General features: G+C 68.7%; 15 protein-coding genes and 5 pseudogenes. 12 read left to right on the top strand and 8 right to left on the bottom strand.

What is annotated here, in order from left to right; translation table 11 throughout:
- Nucleotides 1-310: 310 nt before the first annotated feature.
- Nucleotides 311-427 (top strand): annotated as a pseudogene (locus ACFYXK_RS33750) (IS5/IS1182 family transposase); the annotation flags it as partial.
- A 175-nt stretch (nt 428-602) separates the two neighbouring features.
- Here ACFYXK_RS33750 and ACFYXK_RS33745 read toward each other — a convergent pair.
- Entirely contained in the window at nt 603-1,610 is a 1,008-nt protein-coding gene (locus ACFYXK_RS33745) for a hypothetical protein (RefSeq protein ID WP_389414623.1), read from the bottom strand.
- 1,702 nt (nt 1,611-3,312) lie between these two features.
- On the opposite strand from ACFYXK_RS33745, the gene ACFYXK_RS33740 reads away from it, so the two are divergent.
- The gene (locus ACFYXK_RS33740; RefSeq protein ID WP_389414622.1) at nt 3,313-3,741 is read left to right on the top strand and encodes a hypothetical protein; all 429 of its coding nucleotides are present in this window, start codon (nt 3,313-3,315) and stop codon (nt 3,739-3,741) included.
- 83 nt (nt 3,742-3,824) lie between these two features.
- On the opposite strand, the gene ACFYXK_RS33735 is transcribed toward ACFYXK_RS33740, so the two are convergent.
- A complete protein-coding gene (locus ACFYXK_RS33735) occupies nt 3,825-4,409 on the bottom strand; it encodes a hypothetical protein (RefSeq protein WP_389414621.1) in 585 nt (194 codons plus the stop codon).
- Between the two features lie 381 nt (nt 4,410-4,790).
- Between ACFYXK_RS33735 and ACFYXK_RS33730 the strand changes: the two genes are divergently transcribed.
- From ACFYXK_RS33730 to ACFYXK_RS33720, 3 genes and pseudogenes are all read left to right on the top strand, one after another.
- The gene (locus tag ACFYXK_RS33730) at nt 4,791-5,129 is read left to right on the top strand and encodes an aminotransferase class I/II-fold pyridoxal phosphate-dependent enzyme (RefSeq protein WP_389414620.1); all 339 of its coding nucleotides are present in this window, start codon (nt 4,791-4,793) and stop codon (nt 5,127-5,129) included.
- Between the two features lie 453 nt (nt 5,130-5,582).
- A complete protein-coding gene (locus ACFYXK_RS33725) occupies nt 5,583-6,656 on the top strand; it encodes a polyprenyl synthetase family protein (protein WP_389414619.1) in 1,074 nt (357 codons plus the stop codon).
- A gap of 74 nt (nt 6,657-6,730) precedes the next feature.
- A pseudogene (locus tag ACFYXK_RS33720) lies at nt 6,731-6,898 on the top strand (YjbQ family protein); the annotation flags it as partial.
- A 6-nt stretch (nt 6,899-6,904) separates the two neighbouring features.
- On the opposite strand, the pseudogene ACFYXK_RS33715 reads toward ACFYXK_RS33720, so the two are convergent.
- Nucleotides 6,905-7,189, bottom strand: a pseudogene (locus ACFYXK_RS33715) (integrase core domain-containing protein); the annotation flags it as partial.
- 1,068 nt (nt 7,190-8,257) lie between these two features.
- Nucleotides 8,258-8,434: a hypothetical protein gene (locus ACFYXK_RS33710; RefSeq protein WP_389414618.1), complete on the bottom strand. Its 177-nt coding sequence runs from the start codon at nt 8,432-8,434 to the stop codon at nt 8,258-8,260.
- Here ACFYXK_RS33710 and ACFYXK_RS33705 point away from each other — a divergent pair.
- The 6 genes and pseudogenes from ACFYXK_RS33705 (at nt 8,433) to ACFYXK_RS33680 (ending at nt 13,643) form a co-directional block, all read left to right on the top strand.
- Entirely contained in the window at nt 8,433-9,686 is a 1,254-nt protein-coding gene (locus ACFYXK_RS33705) for a protein-glutamine gamma-glutamyltransferase (RefSeq protein ID WP_389414624.1), read from the top strand. The genes ACFYXK_RS33710 and ACFYXK_RS33705 overlap by 2 nt on opposite strands.
- A gap of 1,138 nt (nt 9,687-10,824) precedes the next feature.
- A complete protein-coding gene (locus ACFYXK_RS33700) occupies nt 10,825-11,691 on the top strand; it encodes a hypothetical protein (RefSeq protein ID WP_389414617.1) in 867 nt (288 codons plus the stop codon).
- 276 nt (nt 11,692-11,967) lie between these two features.
- Nucleotides 11,968-12,285, top strand: a pseudogene (locus ACFYXK_RS33695) (transposase); the annotation flags it as partial.
- A gap of 62 nt (nt 12,286-12,347) precedes the next feature.
- Complete coding sequence (locus ACFYXK_RS33690; protein WP_389414616.1) at nt 12,348-12,581, top strand: hypothetical protein; 234 nt, start codon at nt 12,348-12,350, stop codon at nt 12,579-12,581.
- The gene (locus ACFYXK_RS33685) at nt 12,578-13,204 is read left to right on the top strand and encodes a hypothetical protein (RefSeq protein WP_389414615.1); all 627 of its coding nucleotides are present in this window, start codon (nt 12,578-12,580) and stop codon (nt 13,202-13,204) included. Before ACFYXK_RS33690 ends, ACFYXK_RS33685 begins: the two co-directional genes overlap by 4 nt.
- A 4-nt stretch (nt 13,205-13,208) precedes the next feature.
- Nucleotides 13,209-13,643, top strand: a complete 435-nt coding sequence (locus ACFYXK_RS33680; RefSeq protein ID WP_389414614.1) for a hypothetical protein — start codon at nt 13,209-13,211, stop codon at nt 13,641-13,643.
- Nucleotides 13,644-13,752: 109 nt separating this feature from the next.
- On the opposite strand, the gene ACFYXK_RS33675 is transcribed toward ACFYXK_RS33680, so the two are convergent.
- Together ACFYXK_RS33675 and ACFYXK_RS33670 are read right to left on the bottom strand one after the other, a co-directional pair.
- Nucleotides 13,753-14,040 carry a hypothetical protein gene (locus ACFYXK_RS33675; protein ID WP_389414613.1) on the bottom strand — a complete coding sequence of 96 codons (288 nt, stop codon included), beginning with the start codon at nt 14,038-14,040 and terminating at the stop codon, nt 13,753-13,755.
- Nucleotides 14,033-14,323, bottom strand: coding sequence for a hypothetical protein (locus tag ACFYXK_RS33670; RefSeq protein ID WP_389414612.1), 291 nt, complete (start codon nt 14,321-14,323; stop codon nt 14,033-14,035). Before ACFYXK_RS33670 ends, ACFYXK_RS33675 begins: the two co-directional genes overlap by 8 nt.
- Nucleotides 14,324-14,542: 219 nt before the next feature.
- Between ACFYXK_RS33670 and ACFYXK_RS33665 the strand changes: the two genes are divergently transcribed.
- On the top strand, nt 14,543-14,665 hold the full coding sequence (locus ACFYXK_RS33665) for a hypothetical protein (RefSeq protein WP_389414611.1): 123 nt from the start codon (nt 14,543-14,545) through the stop codon (nt 14,663-14,665).
- A gap of 266 nt (nt 14,666-14,931) precedes the next feature.
- Here the strand turns inward: ACFYXK_RS33665 and ACFYXK_RS33660 are convergent, their stop codons facing one another.
- Both ACFYXK_RS33660 and ACFYXK_RS33655 read right to left on the bottom strand, forming a co-directional pair.
- Nucleotides 14,932-15,264 carry a hypothetical protein gene (locus tag ACFYXK_RS33660; RefSeq protein WP_389414610.1) on the bottom strand — a complete coding sequence of 111 codons (333 nt, stop codon included), beginning with the start codon at nt 15,262-15,264 and terminating at the stop codon, nt 14,932-14,934.
- Nucleotides 15,265-15,511: 247 nt separating this feature from the next.
- Nucleotides 15,512-15,835, bottom strand: a pseudogene (locus ACFYXK_RS33655) (transposase); the annotation flags it as partial.

Raw genomic sequence — 15,835 nt, 5'->3', positions numbered from 1 at the left:
AAAGCTATATTCCAGCACAGACGGCACGACAACTCTGCGGGACCGGCAGTTCAGAACTGCATCAGACCAGCGCGAACATAACCAAAACGCTCACTTAGAGGGCGTTTAGCTCTCTATTGCCGTCTTTTGTACCGGCATGTGCTTGTGTTCGGTCGGGGCTGCTGGGATTGGTGTGGTTCATGATGCGGGAGTGGCTGCCAGGTGGGCGTCTTGGTCTGCCTGCTCCTGTTTCATCCCAAGGCGCCGGGCTTCGCGCCGTGCGCTTCGGGCGCCGGTCCGAGCGCCGGGGCCGGCTGGGTAGCCCGGAACCATGCCTGAACGCCGCCGATACCCCAGTGATCTGTCCGATGCCCGGTGGGAGCTGGTTGAGCCGGTCCTGACCGCGTGGCTGTCCGAGCGCCGCGGCCGCGGCCGCGGCCTGGAAATTGGCCGGCCTCCGGACGGTTACGTCCTCCCAGCTGCGCGCGCTACTCAAGTTGAATATGTGATGTCGGTCAGCCATGTGTGATCAGGGGGCATCCTGGTCCCAGCTGCCACTCGGTCCATGACTACGCCGTATGCGTCGAACCCAACGTCTGGGTCCGCGCTGCCTCTGAAGCGCGTCAGCATCCTCGGTCGTAAATCGCCCGCAGCCACGGTTCCCTGACGGCGGGCGTCCGCGCGAGCGTGTACCGGAACGCCTCCGTGGACGGCTGGAACGGGTACCACGGGTGCGGCGGCAGCGGATCGTCCCGCTCCACGCCTGTCGGCAGCCCGCCGACCACGGGCAGCCGGGTCTGGTGTGGCGGGAAGGCGAGTTCGGCCCAGAGCGCGGCATCCATAGGTACTGGCACCGCCCCGGCATGCGGCTGCCACATGTCTCCGGTCTGCGGATGGACCGGCACCAGTGCCAGGTCAGTGGCTGGCGCGCCCAACCCCGGCCCCGCCAGGTCCAGCCGCTTCGCACCTTCCCCGGCGGGCAGCAGCGCGCCGAGTGCCCGGCCGAGGAGGTCCGCGACCGGCCCGGGCGCCACCTCGAGCGGCGCGCCCCCGGCGGCTACCACCACCTGGGCGAGAGCCACGCCCGCCGGGATGTCCCGGTACTCGCTCAGCCGGTGCCACAGCGCGCCGGTGACCAGCAGCTCTGCCCAGTCCATGACCGGCCGCTCCGGTGGGCCGGGCAGCCGCACTACCGCCTGCGGGACGAGCCGGACGACCTGCCAGCACCCGCAGTCGTCCATCCTCGTTCCGACCGGCAGATCGCAGCCCAGGCAGGCAAGGTTCGGCCCGTCCCTTCCGTCGATCCCCATGCAGTAGCCCCCGGCCCGTTCGAGGATCAGCCCGGTGCCGCGCATGTCGCCGGGTGCGAGGAGGATGGTGTTCGACGGTCCGTTGGACAGCGCCCCGAACGGCGCGAAGCGCCCCCGCTCCGCCGCCTCGCACGCCCCAACCTCGTCCCACTGCCGCCATGGCGGCCCGCACGGTGCGGGGTCGACGGCGTAGGACCCGGACTCCAGCAGTGGCGGGTGCAGCTTCTCCCAGTGGGTGTCGGCCAGATGGATCGGCAACGCCACCTCCGACACCGCCGCCGTCAGGACCGCACCGCAGCCCACACACCCGAATACCGCCAAGCCGTCCCCTCCCGCCGTCGAAGCCTCTGCATCCCACCAAGGAGGCGGACCGGGGAGCAAGGGGTTTTCAGACGACGCCAAACGCCCCACCGATAGGCAGAGCGCGCCTCGACGTCCCGGTCGCAGCCTCAGGAAGCCGGAAGCCGGCCGGGCTGAGCCGCTGAATGTGATTGGTACCGTCGGTCAGCCGTCCATGATTGGGCCTGTGCCGGCGAGACAGCCGTCGACCAGGTCCGGGCGGTACTGGATCTGCTTGAGCCGGCGCTTCACAACCCGCGTGATCTGCCTCAGGTCGGCTGCGACGAGGTTGGCGATGTCGCGCTTGACCAGCGCCCAGACGCTCGGCGGCTTCGCCCGACCACACCAAGTGTGACTGACCGTGCACGCTAGGGCACACTGTCACCCCTCTCGGACGCACCCAAGCGTCTCGGGCGCCTGGGGTCGTCTCGGGGTTCGTCCGGCACAGCACGAAAAGTCCAGTGCTCATTGGACAGATGCAGTGCACAGTCACACGAGCGGCCCGGTGACCTGCACTCGCCCAACCATCTCACGCCAAAAATCGAACATGTGATGGAATATGGCTGTACGCACACCGAGGAGCACCGCCACGACCTCCCCCGCTCCCACCGCCAGACCGCAGCCCGTCACCTGGGCCCCGAGCCAGACCGGACCCTGTGCAAAATGTGGCACCCAGACCTGCCGCTACGGAGTCGGCGCCTCGCCCTTGTGCGCGGCCTGCAAGGCCGCCCGGAAGGCGCAGTACGGGGGCTGAACGTGTCCGAGCTCCCACCGGACCTGCCGCGCCTGCGCAGGGCGGTGTCGGTGCGGGCGGCAGTGAACACCTCCCGCACTTCGAGACCTGCGGCCCGCGCAGCGGTCACGATGTCCTGCCCGTTCCGCAACCGGTCGAAGAGCGCCGACCGTTTCCGGGCAGGCAGGGCATCAGACAATGACCACACGCTACGGGCGCCCTCACCAGTGCACTCCTACGACAGGACGAAAACCTGCTCGAAGCGGTGCTTGCGCTCGTTCTTCCCTGGGTGGGGATTGTCCTGGCTGCCGGGCTCGACTTGCCCACCAGGGCACTTACCCTTACAGGGCCCGTCTCTCAAGATGGCGTCGTCAGCGTGCGCCAGCGGATCCTCGGCCGTGCCACCGGCCTGGCTGCCGGGCTCGACTTGCCCACCAGGGCACTTGCCCTTACAGGGCCCGTCTCTCAAGATGGCGTCGTCAGCGTGCGCCAGCGGATCCTCGGCCGTGCCACCGGTCTGGTCGCCGCTTACAGCTGAAGCGACAGCCGGTGCGAAATGAGGGGCCGCGAGGGCGCTGGTGGGCGCGAGTGCGCCTCCGAGAACGATCGCTGCCGAAGCGGCGAAAAGAGCAGAGCGTCGAGTGCGAGTCTGGGACATGTTGATCTCCTGTGCTGGGGGAACAGGGCGCGGATACGCAGCGCCCCGTTGCACCAGTAGGCCTCGCGGAGCGGCCTGCGTAACGCCGCGAAATCTCGTGGCTTGACAGGAACCGCCCACCTCTGCGCACACGACGCCAGTCGCTTTTGCCGTTACACAAGAACGCGCAGCCGGGGACGGTCCTCACCGCTCAAGGCCTGAGGGAAGGCGCCCCAGCCCGATCAGGCTCGTGGCCTGCCCTTGGCTTGGTCCTTCTCCGCGGGCTAGCGGGCGGTTCGCTGCTGGTCGGTGCGGTGGGCGAAGGCACGATCGGCACGGCGACGGTGGTAGGTCGCCTCGGGCAGGATGCCGGCGGCAAGAGCAGCCTGTCGCAGCGCGACCCCGGGGCGGAGGTTGCCGAAGAAGGCTTCACACTCAAGAGCGTCGGGCGTGGTGTCCGGGGTGCGCGGGTGGGCGCGGTGGGCGCGGTGGGCGTATTCCATAGCGGCGGCGAACGCAGGATCGCGTTTGCGTCGCTGATAAATCACGGCGGTGGTAATCCCGATCTGCGCTGCGGCGATGACGGACAGTCCGGTTTCCAGGTGGTCGAGGACGAGGCGCCGGCGTTCGGGGGTGAATCGAGGCGATCGGGCGGGCGCGGGCTGCGCGACTCCGAGTTCCGTGACTGCGTCGCAGGCCCGAGGTTGCGGACCTGCGCGGTCTCCAGAAGCCGGCCGACCTGATGCGGGACCGGGCCTGCCAGGTCCAGGCGGCTGGTGTGCAGGAGGACCCCCCACGACCTCCAGGACCAGAGCGCCACCGGCAGCTACCAGCCGCACTCCACCGGTCCGATCGGCTGCAGCCCAACCTGTTGGGCCAGCCACTCGGCACGCGCCACGTCACCCTCCCGGAAGTGAACGAAGACCGTATGATCCGTGGCAGGCGTGTCGCGGTACACGTCCCGGCTGTTGATGGCGATTTGGACATACGCGTCCTTGTTACGGATCTCTAGGCCGAGTTCCGGAACGGCCGGCCAGCTGAAGAAGTCCCAGTCGATCGAGGCAGGCCCGGAGCCGATCACATCGAAGAAAGCCTCCTCGATCGACCCGACCGGCTGGCCTTCAAGGTGGAGCGTGACAGGGAGCAGTGCCGCCACCTGCGGGTTCCCTGCCGCGATCATGCACCGAACCTCATCGTTGGACTCGGGCCGGTAGGGGTCGTCAGGGCTGACAGTAGCCTTCGGGAAGGCGGCAACCATACGCTGTGCCTCTGCCAGCGAGAGTGCCTGCGCCTCCGCCCCGACCCGGAACTTGTCCATGGGGATGGCAAGGCTCAGGAGGCGCTGAACCGCCTGGTGGGCGCTCAGTAGATCAGGGGTCCGCAGAACCGGCAGGGCGTTCGAAGTGCTCACGCCGAGCAGTTTGGCAGATTCAGCCCCGCACATTCACGCGAGTTTGCCCTGCTCAGCTGCGTCTCCGCCTCGGCACCTACCCGCGGCAGTGACTCCGCCCCACCCACCAAGTGGCACCGCTGCTCAACCTTGCCTCGAAACGGATTCCACCTCACAAACCGCCCTCTGAGGGGGTGCCCATGATCAAAGGGCCGTGCAGTCATGGGAAGACGCTGGATGAGGTGGCTTGGGAGCTCAGGGTGTACCTGGCTCGCATCAAGCGGCGTCGCACGCGAAGGCGGCATCACTGCCGCCGGGCGGCGGCCCGGCGGGCATGTGCGCGCATCCACCTGCCGCCCACCACTGACAACGGCCGGCGCCGGCAGCTTCGTCACCTGCATCGTGACGGTGCGCAGCCGTGAACTGCTCGAGTTCCTCGGCCGCCTGCCGGAGCGGGTCCTGGTCATACTGGACGAGGCGTACCGGGAGTTCGTCGACGACCCGGACGTGCCGGACGGGCTCGCCCTGGTCCGGGAACGCCCGAACGTCGTGGTGGTGCGCACCTTTTCCAAGGCGTACGGGCTGGCCGGAGTACGCATCGGCTACTGCGTACCGGCACCTGCAGTGGTGTCCGCGGTGCACAAGGTGTCCGTCCCGTTCTCGGTCAGCAGGCTCGCCAGGCCGCCACGCTCGCCGCCCTCGACCGCCCCGAGGACGTACGCGCGCGCTCGGCGGCGGTGATCCGGGAACGGAACCGGCTGTACGCCCGGCTCGTCCGGGCCGGCACCCGGCGACCCCCTCGCAGGCCAACTTCGTGTGGATGGCCCCTGGGGGAACGAGCCACCGAGTTCGCCGAGTTCTGCGCCCGCCACGGTGTGCTGGTGCGCGCGTTCCCGGGAGCCGGGGTACGCGTCACGGTCGGCCTCCGGGAGGAGAACGACGCCTTCCTCTCGGCCGGCGCCCGCTACCGGGAACCCTGAGCCGCCGGAGCGCGTCGCAGCGCTGCGTCGCCTGCCGGCTGCCCATCGGCCCCCGGCAGGCACGGTCTCCGGCGGCGCCGCCGGTGTCCGACTGCCGCTCTGGACGAGGCGGCGCCGGGAGCCTTCCTCGACCCCGCTGATAGGTTTGGCGATCGTTCTCCTCGGCCGGCCGGCCGACCCCGCGCTCCCGCTCGCTCACCGAAAGGTCGGCCCCGTGCACGACACCCCCGTGGCCGCCGCGGCCCGACGCGCCGCCGAGCACGCGCGACGGTTCGACGCCCGCTTCGCAACGTACTTCGACGAAGTGGCGGACCGCATGGGCGGCCCCGCCCTGGGGCGTTACACGCCGCGCGCCCTGGAGCTGCTGCGGGAGCTGTCGTTGCGGGGCGGCAAGCGGCTGCGTCCCGCTCTCGTCTACGAGGCGGCGCGGCTGGTGACCGATGAGGAGGTTCCCGGCCTGGACGAGGCCGCGCTCAGCCTGGAACTCCTACAGACGCACGGGCTCGTCCACGACGACATCATCGACGACAGCCCCGAACGGCGCGGCGGTCCCTCCACCTACTACGCGTACCGGCAGGAGTTCCCGGACGACGAGCGCACCGCCTCGGCGCTGGCCATCCTCGCTGGCGACCTCGCCGCGTTCCTGTCCGTACGCGTCCTGCTCGACGGCGCCGCGTCGGCCGAGGTGAAGCAAGCCATGCTCAGGGTCCAGCTGGACACCGGCGCCCAGACCGTCGCCGGGCAGATCATCGACCTGGAACGGGATTCCAGTCCGCTGCCGGACGAGGAACTGCTCCATTGCGTCACCGAGTTCAAGTCCACCCGGTACTCGATCCTTGCGCCCCTTCGCCTGGGCCTGCTGGCTGCGGGCGCCGACCTCGCCGCCGACGACGAACGGCTGCGCCGCTATGCCACCGCGCTCGGCATCGCCGGCCAGATGCGCAACGACTACCTCGACCTCTTCGGGGAAGGGGGTACCGGCCCGGGCTCCGACATCCGTGCGGGGCGGCGCACGTACGCCGTGCGCGCCGTACTGGCCGCCACGGACGGCGCCGAGCAGGCGATGGTGGAGAAGGCGCTCGGCGACGTCGACTGCCCCCGGGAGTCCGTCGACCACATCCGCGACCTCGCCCGGCGCCACGGCATCGACGCCCGGATACGCGCCGACATCCGGCGCCACGCGCAGACCGCCACCGCCGAAGCCGCCGCATGGACGCCCCACTGGCGTACGGAAGCCGTCTCCTTCTTCACACACCTGCCCCACGTGGTCGCCCACACGGTGCAGTGAATCGCTCCGGGCATCCGTCCGGCGCCGCGGCGCCTCCCCCCGGCGGTCCATCGTGATCCCTCCCTCCCGGGGAGGCGCTGCGCACGCTGCTCCCCGCCGACGACCGCTGGCGCCACCGGCCCGGCTCCCCCGGCCACAGCCGCGACCACGTGCTCCCGGCGCTCGTGCCCCCGGTCGTCGGGGGCGAACTCGCGCTGGGAACCTGGCAGTCGGTCGTACTGGTGGACACCAACGGATTTTGAACACCTCTATGCGGCTTGGGCCAGGGTAGTTGCTGTTGCTTGGAAGTCGTTCTCGTAGGCGATCGGGGACCGTTGGCCGAGGCGGGAGTGCCGGCGTCGGGTGTTGTATCGGGTCAGCCATCGGAAGGCGTCGAGCCTGGCCTCGCGCTTGCTGGACCAGCCTTTGTTGCGGCCTTTGAGCGTTTCCCTCTTGAAGGCGGCGTTGAAGCTTTCCGCGGCGGCGTTGTCCGCGCGGGACCCGACCGCGCTCATGCTCTGCCGGACCCCTGCCGACCTGCAGATTTCGGCGAAGGCCCTGGGCGGGACCGGTAGGACCGGGGTTGCCCGGGCAGCCCGGCCTACTGCCGGCCCCGCAACGCCCGCACCGACACCGCCGGCAAAGCAGCGTCCGGACCAGTACCTATTCCTGCCAAGCCCGGGTCCCGTGCTTCCTGATCCACCCGCCGATCACACCAACCCCCGCTGGACCGTGATCAGAACTCACGCAACTGAGACAGCGTCACCCCACGTGCGATAAAGCCCGGGAACAGCGAGCCCATGCCAATCCCTCACCCCCAAGTCAGTGACCCCACCCGCTGAAAACAGCCCGCTACCAGCAACTGGGTCGGGCAGCAGCGGAAAGTGGCGAAGATCTTGCGGTCCTTCCGGCGGGCGTTCGTCCGGTTGAGACCCGAAGGGTGTGGACCGGAGCCTCCGCATGCGGTTCGCCGCCGCCGCTGCACGAAACGCTTCGGCCCGGCTGACAGCACCGTCGTGCACCACTCCTCAGGACTCCCGAGGTCATTGTTGCCGGTCTCGCCGCGGACCGTACGCCACGGGCAGGAGAAGCTGCCGCTACATGACCCAATGCCGGACTCGCCCGCCTTGATGACCGAATACCGCCCTATGAGACAGCGTGGCCGATTTTGAAGCCGCGGTGTTGTCGGGGAGTTGGCACCGGGCCATGATCGCTTCTCGTACAACCTGACTACCCACCAGGGAGCCGAGATGTGATAGCAAACCCCCTTCCACGGGATGGGGCTGGACGGCCTGCGGGCCGCCTTCCGGTACCTGCAACCCGGGGCCACCGTGCAGGGTTCTGGTTCCTGAACAAGGGACGTTTCTGAAACGCACCTGCAAAGCCACTCAGAGGAACTCCGGGGGGCTTTTCGTTCTCGGCCCCCGCACAGGCGGTTCTCGGCTTCTCCCGCACTACAACATCCGCGTAGGCGCGGCCGTTCACGCCGAAGGTCCGCCTGGCAGCACGGCTTCATGTATGCCGCCCCGTACGCCGGACTCCACTACTGCGCCGACGCAGACCACGCGGTCCGACACGCGTCGTCATCACCTGATGCCGCGAACCCGGCCCGAACGGGGTGGTCAGAGCCGGCTCTGACCACGACAATCCCCGGTCGGCCGAGCAAGACATGGCCATCCGCCCGTCAACTGCCGACGGCGCACGGCCATGACCTGATCGCAGCTCGCCGCGTTCTCCTCCACCGTGCCGCTCTCTCGCACGCCCTGCATTCCACCATCAAAGGAGTTCTTGATCTTCATGTACAAACGCTCGGGGTTTCTCGCCCTCACCACGGTGGGCGTAGTGCTGTGCACTGCTGGTCTCACGCCATCGGTCAGCCAGGCAGCCGGCAGCGCCGACGGCGAGAAGGGGTCCTACGCCGAAGAGCACGGCCTGACAGTGGATGACATCGGGCACATCAACGCACTGAACGAGAAGGCTCTGAATCTGGGTCAGCCCGGCAAGCCATCGGGAGGGTTACTGCCGAGTGCCGCCGAGTCCCTCAGTGCCTCCGCATCGGCCGGCGACAGGGTGACCCCTCCCGCCGAGCCGCTCGACAGCATGCCTGACGCGTACCGGGCCCACGGAGACAGGGCCACTACCGGCATCAGCAACTACATACGCAAGTGGCAGCAGGCCTACAGCCACCGCGACGGCAAACCTCAGCAGATGACCGAAGAGCAGCGAGAGCAGCTGTCCTACGGGTGCGTCGGCGTCACCTGGGTCAATTCAGGCCCCTACCCGACGAACAAGCTGGCCTTCGCATCCTTTGACGAGGACAAGTACAAGAACGCTCTGGAGACCACCGGCCCACGGCCGGGTGAGACGCGGGCCGAGTTCGAGGGGCGCATCGCCAAGCAGAGCTTCGACGAGACAAAGGGGTTCGACCGGGCTCGTGATGTGGCATCCGTCATGAACAAGGCCCTGGAGAACGCCCACGACGAGGGGGCCTATCTCAGCTACCTCAAGGCAGAGCTCACGAAGAATAACGACGCTCTGTCCAAAGAAGATATCCGTTCGAACTTTTACACAGCCCTGAGGAACACACCGGCCTTCAAGGACAGGAACGGGGGCAACTACGACCCGTCCAAGATGAAGGCGGTCATCTACTCGAAGCACTTCTGGAGCGGACAGGATCCCAGGAACCCCTCCGACAAGAGGAAGTACGGCGACCCGGACGCCTTCCGCCCCGCCCAGAACACAGGCCTGGTCGACATGTCGAAGGACAGGAACACCTCGCGTAGCCCCGCCAAGCCCGGCGAGAGCTACGTCAACTTCGACTACGGCTGGTTCGGGGACCAGAAAGAAGCAAACCCCGGCAACACCATATGGACCCACGCCAACCACTACCACTCGCCCGGCGGCGCCATGGGGCCCATGCAGGTATACGAGAGCAAGTTCCGCAGCTGGTCCAGCGGCTACACGGACTTCGACCGCGGAACCTACATCATCACCTTCATACCCAAGAACTGGAACACCGCCCCCGCCAAGGTGAAGCAGGGCTGGCCGTAACACCTCGCCCCTCACCCTCGCCGAACCCACTTCTCGCCGTACCGCCGCGCGGTGATGGGGCCGCCGGGGATCGAGTGGTTGGAGGGCGTCCCCATGGGCGAGACCGTCCAGGATGCAGTGCTGGCTCTCGCCGGTGACAGCGGAGCACCACGCCTCGCTCTGCGCAGTGGACCACCGTGTTCGCCGTCTCGGCCGTGGCTCGCTGCGTGGCTGTGCATGGGAAGGAGGACATCATGAGGCGCCTGGACGGGATTCGGTCCGCGTCGCCTGTGCGGCCTGCCCCCGAAGTTCCTACGGAGCCCGGCCGCACACGGCCGCCTGGGCGGCGACCACAACATCGACCCCCGGCAGCACGTGTCGCCGGCGGGTTCGGACGGCCGGGCGCCACGATATCGGCATGGTGACCTATGCCCGCTTGCTGACGAGTGCACCCCTGGAGACGGGCGTACCGTCTCCAGGACGCGCTGCAGCCGCTGCTTCAACGAGCTCTGCCAGCGTTGCCGGACCGCCCCGGTAGAGGATCTCGGAGATTCTGCGCGCAGTGCCCGCCATGGCGCTCAGATGATGAGGAGCCGGTGAAGTACGGGCACTTCGATTACGGGGACTGCGACTTCGACTGCGCCGCCTTCTAACCCTGCTCACGGCTCTCCGGCGCGCTTTTGCTCCCTCGTCCCCCTGACTCCGCGGCAGGATGGCTGCGCCGCTAAGGTCAAGTCGCGGCCGTGGTCCCGCCGCTGCGGCGATCAAGAGGGCAGCGTAGGGAGCGGACTCCGCCCAGGAGCCCTTCGCACGTCGACCGGGTGGACCGCCTTGTCTCCCTCTCACCATGCGGCAGAAGAGGCCCGTGACCGCCGTGCGTTCGCACGTACATCGCATGTGACAGCGGTGTACGGAACATGTCACAGGGCTCGTTTCGCCAGGTGCGGTTGCTTCCCCCAGAACCCCATCGGTGGGATGTTTGCGGGCCGGAGCGGCCCGCAGCAGGCCGCAGGGACGGATCGGGGTGGACATCTTGACACGCCAACAACACCGCACCGGCGACGGCAGAACCGCCGGAAGCGCTCGGAGAATCGGCGGGACCGGCGCAAACCGCACAACGCGGCGCCGCTGGGCGGCGGTGACCGCGACGGCGATCGCCATGGCCGTACCACTGACCCTCGGCGCCGCAGGAGACGCGGGGGCGGCGGGGGACCACTCGATCGTCTTCGCCCGCTACACCACGGCAGCGCCCACGGAAGACCTCTACGCGATCTCCCCCGGTGGTGGCACACCCGTCAAAGTCACCCACACCTCCACCGTCAGCGACGTGATGCCCAGTTGGTCCCCGGACGGCAAGCGGGTGGCTTTCGTCCGCTATGGATCCGGCGGCGCCATCGACGGCATCTGGACGATGAAGACCACGGGCGGCGACCTGAAGGCCGTCCCGGGCACCAAGGGCGCGTCCGACCCGGCGTGGTCCCCGGACGGCAAGCGGATCGCCTACGCCAAGCCGGTCGGCACCCAGCACGAGATCTATGTGGCCGACATCGACGGCACTCCCGCCACCCGACTCACCCACACCGCGGCGGACGACCTCCATCCGACGTGGTCCCCAGACGGCAAGTACCTGGCGTTCAACCGCGCGGACGCGGGCGGACACAGCAGGGTGATGCGGATCCGGCTGTCCACCCTGGCCGAGACGGCGGTCACCGGGCCCAGCGCCCACGACTGGACGCCCGACTGGTCGCACAGCGACCGGATCGCCTTCAGCCGCGTGGACTCCTCCGGCTTTGCCCGCCTCTACCTGGTCCGCCCCGACGGCACCGGACTTCACCGCATCACCGCGGCCCGTTTCAACGACAAGAACCCTTCCTGGTCCCCGGACGGCAGCCACCTAGTCTTCACCAGAGGCGGTGTCGACGACGCGGACCCCGAACACCTCTACCTGGTAAGGGCCGACGGCACCGCACTGACCCAGCTCACCAAGACCGACTCCCATGACCTGGAGGCTGACTGGCGCCCGTAGGGCGCCAGTCAGCGGCCGGCACACTGCCCGGGTTCGGCGAACGGGGTGCCTGCCCGTGCCAGTCGCGTAGGCCCAGTCCGAGCGGAAGCCTGTCAGACGTCGGCTCTGCCGAAGGCCGCGAAGTCTGTACAGAGCTGGAACCGCCGTCGCCTCGGCGAGCGCAGCCCGAGCCCGGCTCAACGCACGTCTGGTTGGGCTTGCTTCGCTTTGACGGACATCTGAGATCAGGGGTCTCGGCCCCGGAAGGATGATGTTCATCATGGAGAGCATGACCGGTCGGTCGGTCAGGTGGCCAGGGACTTCGATCTGACCGAGACAGCGGTGCAGGACTGGGTCCGCCAGGCCCAGGTCGACGCGGGCGAGCGAGAGGGCCTGGCCAGCAGTGAACGCGAGGAACTGGCCGCGTTGCGGCAGGAGAATCGCAGACTCCGCGAGGATGTCGAAGTCCTCGCGGAGGCTGCGGTTCACCCGCCGCGGCGCGGTGGCTGGTGGTACCCCGCGGGGATCGTGGCCGACCCGGATCAGGGTGTTTCGGTGATGATCTCGTCTCGTTCCTGGCGGTCGCGGGCGACCTGCTGGCGCAGTCGACCGTGAGGTCGACACCGAACTCCACCGAACGGCGCTTTCAGGGTGGTTTTGCCAGGAGGCCGGTCCAGATGAGCACGTCCGTTCCGTCTGGCCAAGACCTGGCCGATGCCGAAGTCTGCGAGCGTGCCGTCCAGTCGCTGCGCGAGGGCAACCCCCGGGTGGACATCGCGCTGCGGGGCCCCCTGGCCATGTGGCTGGAGGACGCCGCCGGCGGCGACGAGGGCGGGGGGGCCGTCAACCCCTACGCGGTGGCATGCGCCCAAGCCCTCCTCCAGGGCGGCCCGGTCGGCGGCAGCCGTTGATCCCGCACCCGGAACGGGCCAAGGGCGGAGCCGCCCCGCTCGGCGCGGACTCCCCCAGCCAGTACGGGCCCTTCGGCCAGGCCCCTCTGCCAGCCAGACCTGTACTGGACCGTTGGCTGCGAAGGGCGCATCCGGATCATCTCGTACTGGTCTGGCAGGAAGACCACGCCGGGGCTCTGGACGCGTTCGAGGAACTGCTGAGCGGGCTGGAAGCCCACGGCGCGCAGCGGTGGAAGGCCGAGCAGGCGGACTTCGCCTCCAGCAAGGGTTTGGGTGCCCTGCTCATCGACCGGGCCGAGTACGTTCTCGCGCGGGCCATGGACGCCGGCCGGATCGTCTACCGGCTTGGCGACACGAAAATCCGCAATCCGGACTTCATCCTCGCCTCGGAGAGCGGTGAGCTGGGCATCGAGGTCACTGGCATCGCGCCCGCCGGTGTCACCGATTTGTGCGAACAGGTCGAGCGCGACGTCCTGGCCGCCCATGAGGAGTTCGGCGTCTGCCTCGTCTTCAGCGGCTACCCCAGCCGAGTGCTGGCCGCTGCCGTCACGGCGGTCTGCGACGCGGGCAGTCCTCGCCACCGCGGGCGATACGACGACACACAAGAGCGTCCCGCTCGGTGACAGCATGAAGAACCAGGGCTCCCTGTCCGTCACCGTCCGCCTGACCTTGGGCGGCGGGATCCGTTGGGAGACGACTGCAGGCGACCTGCAAGGCCCTCTCGCATCGGCCGAGTACGCCGTGCTGCAGGCCGGACTCGAGGACCGGAAGGCAGAGCAGGGCAAGGCGCTTCCTGGCCGGGTCATCCTGGCCGTCGACGTATCACGCTACGGAGCAGCGTGGATGCGACCGGCCCGGGTCTGGGCTTCCATGCTGGCCCAGGCCATGCGCACCCACCCGATTGCCGCCGACTACCCGTTCGCGGCCGTCGCCGTACTTCGCCAGAGGCTTACTGATCCTGGACTCACCGACATCGACGTCGCCATCCACCCCCAGGCATCGGTCGGTGCACGGCGGGAGATCGAGGGCTTGTGTGAGGTCCTCGGCTGGCCGCACACCTGAGCCTGCGACCCTTTTCCGGCACAGCCGCCTATTGCAGTGCACCGCTGCTGGCGCGGCGCCGGGCGGTGAACGGTCCCCCGGAACGAAGGCCGGTACCCGGAGCGGTGGTTCAGAACACGAGGACGTGTGTGATGACGATCTCCGGTGGATCCTCGTCGCGGCTGATGACGTACTCGGCGATCCCGAGCTCGCCGTCAGCCCCGAGCGCCAGGCGGCGTTGCTGCGGGCGCCGCGGCGACGCCGTGCTGCCCGCAACCATGCCTCCGGTCTCGCCGATGGTGACCATCGCGGCCACGATCGCGCCGAAGACGTCCGGCGGCAGCGACGGGTCCATCATCAGCTGGGCGACGTGCGCGGACAGCACGCACGGCAGGCCTTCGTCGTACGGCTCAGTCAACGGCCAGCCCCGCCGCCCGGCGCCGCGCCAGCAGGTCATCCACCGAGACGGTGGGCAGCGTGCCGGCCAGAACCGCGTCGGCACGCGCATCGGCGTCCGGATCGGTGTCGAGCATCGCCTGGCCCCACCAGCGCAAGAGCACGCCCTTGGCCTGCTCCGGGGCAGCGGCCAAAAGTTCGCGGTAGAACTCCATCCGCTGCCCGCCCGACAGCGCGGCCGCGATCCCCTCCGCGTTACGCGGCACCCGCTCGCCTTCGTGCCGGTATATCGGCTGTGCGGTCATCGGCCACCCCTTTCCCTCTCACCCGAGTCTGCCCTGCCGACCCCGCCGCAGTCGACCATCTGCCCGGGAACGGCCGCCTGCCGCTGTGCCATGCAGTAGGTCTGACGACCTTGGCGTCACAGCCCACCAGTCACACCAAGCAGGATCTGTCGGGGTCGCTGGGCGGTCAGGCCCCTCACGGTGCCGGCTAGCCACCAACCACGCCGCCCACTGGACGCCATGGCGGCGCTCGATGCCCTCGCACAGCCCGGCACGACGGCGTGCACCGGATGCGACGCCGCCAAGGTACTCCTGCCGATCCTCCACCACGGCCAGGACGAGGTACCCGGATCGGACGACTGAACGGCTCCTGCACGTCAGCCGCCGCTGTACGAAGGAATGCCGGAAGCCCCCTCTCGGTCAATCGCGAGGAGGGCATCCGGCTACTCGTTGCTTACGCTGCGCCCGGCCGTGCCGCGCTGCTCTGCATCCACTCGAGGCCGTAGGACCTGGACCCCCGGGCCCGAGCCGGGAAGGCTTCCCAAAGGGCACCACCGGCAGCCTCCCGCCCACTTCCTCGGGTTCGTTGGCATCGCCGTACCCCCGCTCCACCGACGGGGCACGCACGCTCAGCGAGTCATGACGTAGGTAATCAAAGCCAGGGGCGCGGGGCAGGCCAGGGCGCCCAGCAGGGTGAAGCGGGCCTCGCGCGACAGACGCCGGATGCCAGGGGCGAAGTAGAGCAGAGTCAAGACCGTGCCCGCACCACCGACGATGCACACCGGCCAGAGCATCAGTTCGGTCATGTCCCCACCCGTTGCCGCGCCCAACAGGCTGAGCGCGGCCACGACGAAAAGGATCAACCCCACTGCCGACCCGGTGACGGCCCAAAGGACCGCTGCGGCCACCACGAGGGCGCGGTTCGGCACAGCCGTCCTCTGACGTGCGGATACTGCGAACATGTCGGACTCCCTGGCGCTGACCTGTGGTGACGCACCAAGTCTGGAAGGCCGGCGACGCCGGGGGATGAGTGCGGGTACTCAGAATGCGACGGCCGGATGCTCAGTAACGCCTGACATGGGTGGCCAACCGCCTGTCTTCGATGCACCGCTTCCATGTCAGCGCACGACCTTTTACACACACCGTCCGGTGGCAGTGCCACTGCCACAAACGCCACCCCACGTCAGTACACCGCGATAAGACATCGTTTCATTTGGTGAGGCAGCGGTGGCAGATGAGGGCCGCGGCTATGCCGACGAAGGCGAGGAAGTGTTCGACCTTGCGTTCGTAACGGCGGTGGAGTCGGCGGCAGCCAGCGAGCCAGGACACGGTCCTCTCGACGACCCAGCGGTGACGGCCGAGCCGCTGCGAGGAGTCGATGCCCCTGCGTGCGATGCGGTGGCGGATGCCGCGCTTGCGGAGCCATCGGCGCAGGTGATCGTAGTCGTAGCCCTTGTCGCCGTGCAGTTTCGCCGGCCGTCGCCTGCGGGGGCCCGCGGCGGGAACGAATGGGCGGGATCCCGCGTACGAGCG

The organism is Streptomyces sp. NPDC002209 (assembly GCF_042890265.1).
Taxonomy (GTDB): domain Bacteria; phylum Actinomycetota; class Actinomycetes; order Streptomycetales; family Streptomycetaceae; genus Streptomyces.
This window is presented reverse-complemented; position numbering and strand designations above follow the sequence as displayed.

Bases quoted from the DNA above. Each gene is read 5' to 3' on its own strand.
- ACFYXK_RS33690 (WP_389414616.1), top strand. From the start codon at position 12,348: ATGAGCACGTCCGTTCCGTCTGGCCAAGACCTGGCCGATGCCGAAGTC.
- ACFYXK_RS33660 (WP_389414610.1), bottom strand. From the start codon at position 15,264: ATGTTCGCAGTATCCGCACGTCAGAGGACGGCTGTGCCGAACCGCGCC.
- ACFYXK_RS33710 (WP_389414618.1), bottom strand. From the start codon at position 8,434: ATGAAGATCAAGAACTCCTTTGATGGTGGAATGCAGGGCGTGCGAGAG.
- ACFYXK_RS33665 (WP_389414611.1), top strand. From the start codon at position 14,543: ATGGCGGCGCTCGATGCCCTCGCACAGCCCGGCACGACGGCGTGCACC.
- ACFYXK_RS33680 (WP_389414614.1), top strand. From the start codon at position 13,209: ATGAAGAACCAGGGCTCCCTGTCCGTCACCGTCCGCCTGACCTTGGGC.
- ACFYXK_RS33700 (WP_389414617.1), top strand. From the start codon at position 10,825: ATGGCCGTACCACTGACCCTCGGCGCCGCAGGAGACGCGGGGGCGGCG.
- ACFYXK_RS33705 (WP_389414624.1), top strand. From the start codon at position 8,433: ATGTACAAACGCTCGGGGTTTCTCGCCCTCACCACGGTGGGCGTAGTG.
- ACFYXK_RS33670 (WP_389414612.1), bottom strand. From the start codon at position 14,323: ATGACCGCACAGCCGATATACCGGCACGAAGGCGAGCGGGTGCCGCGT.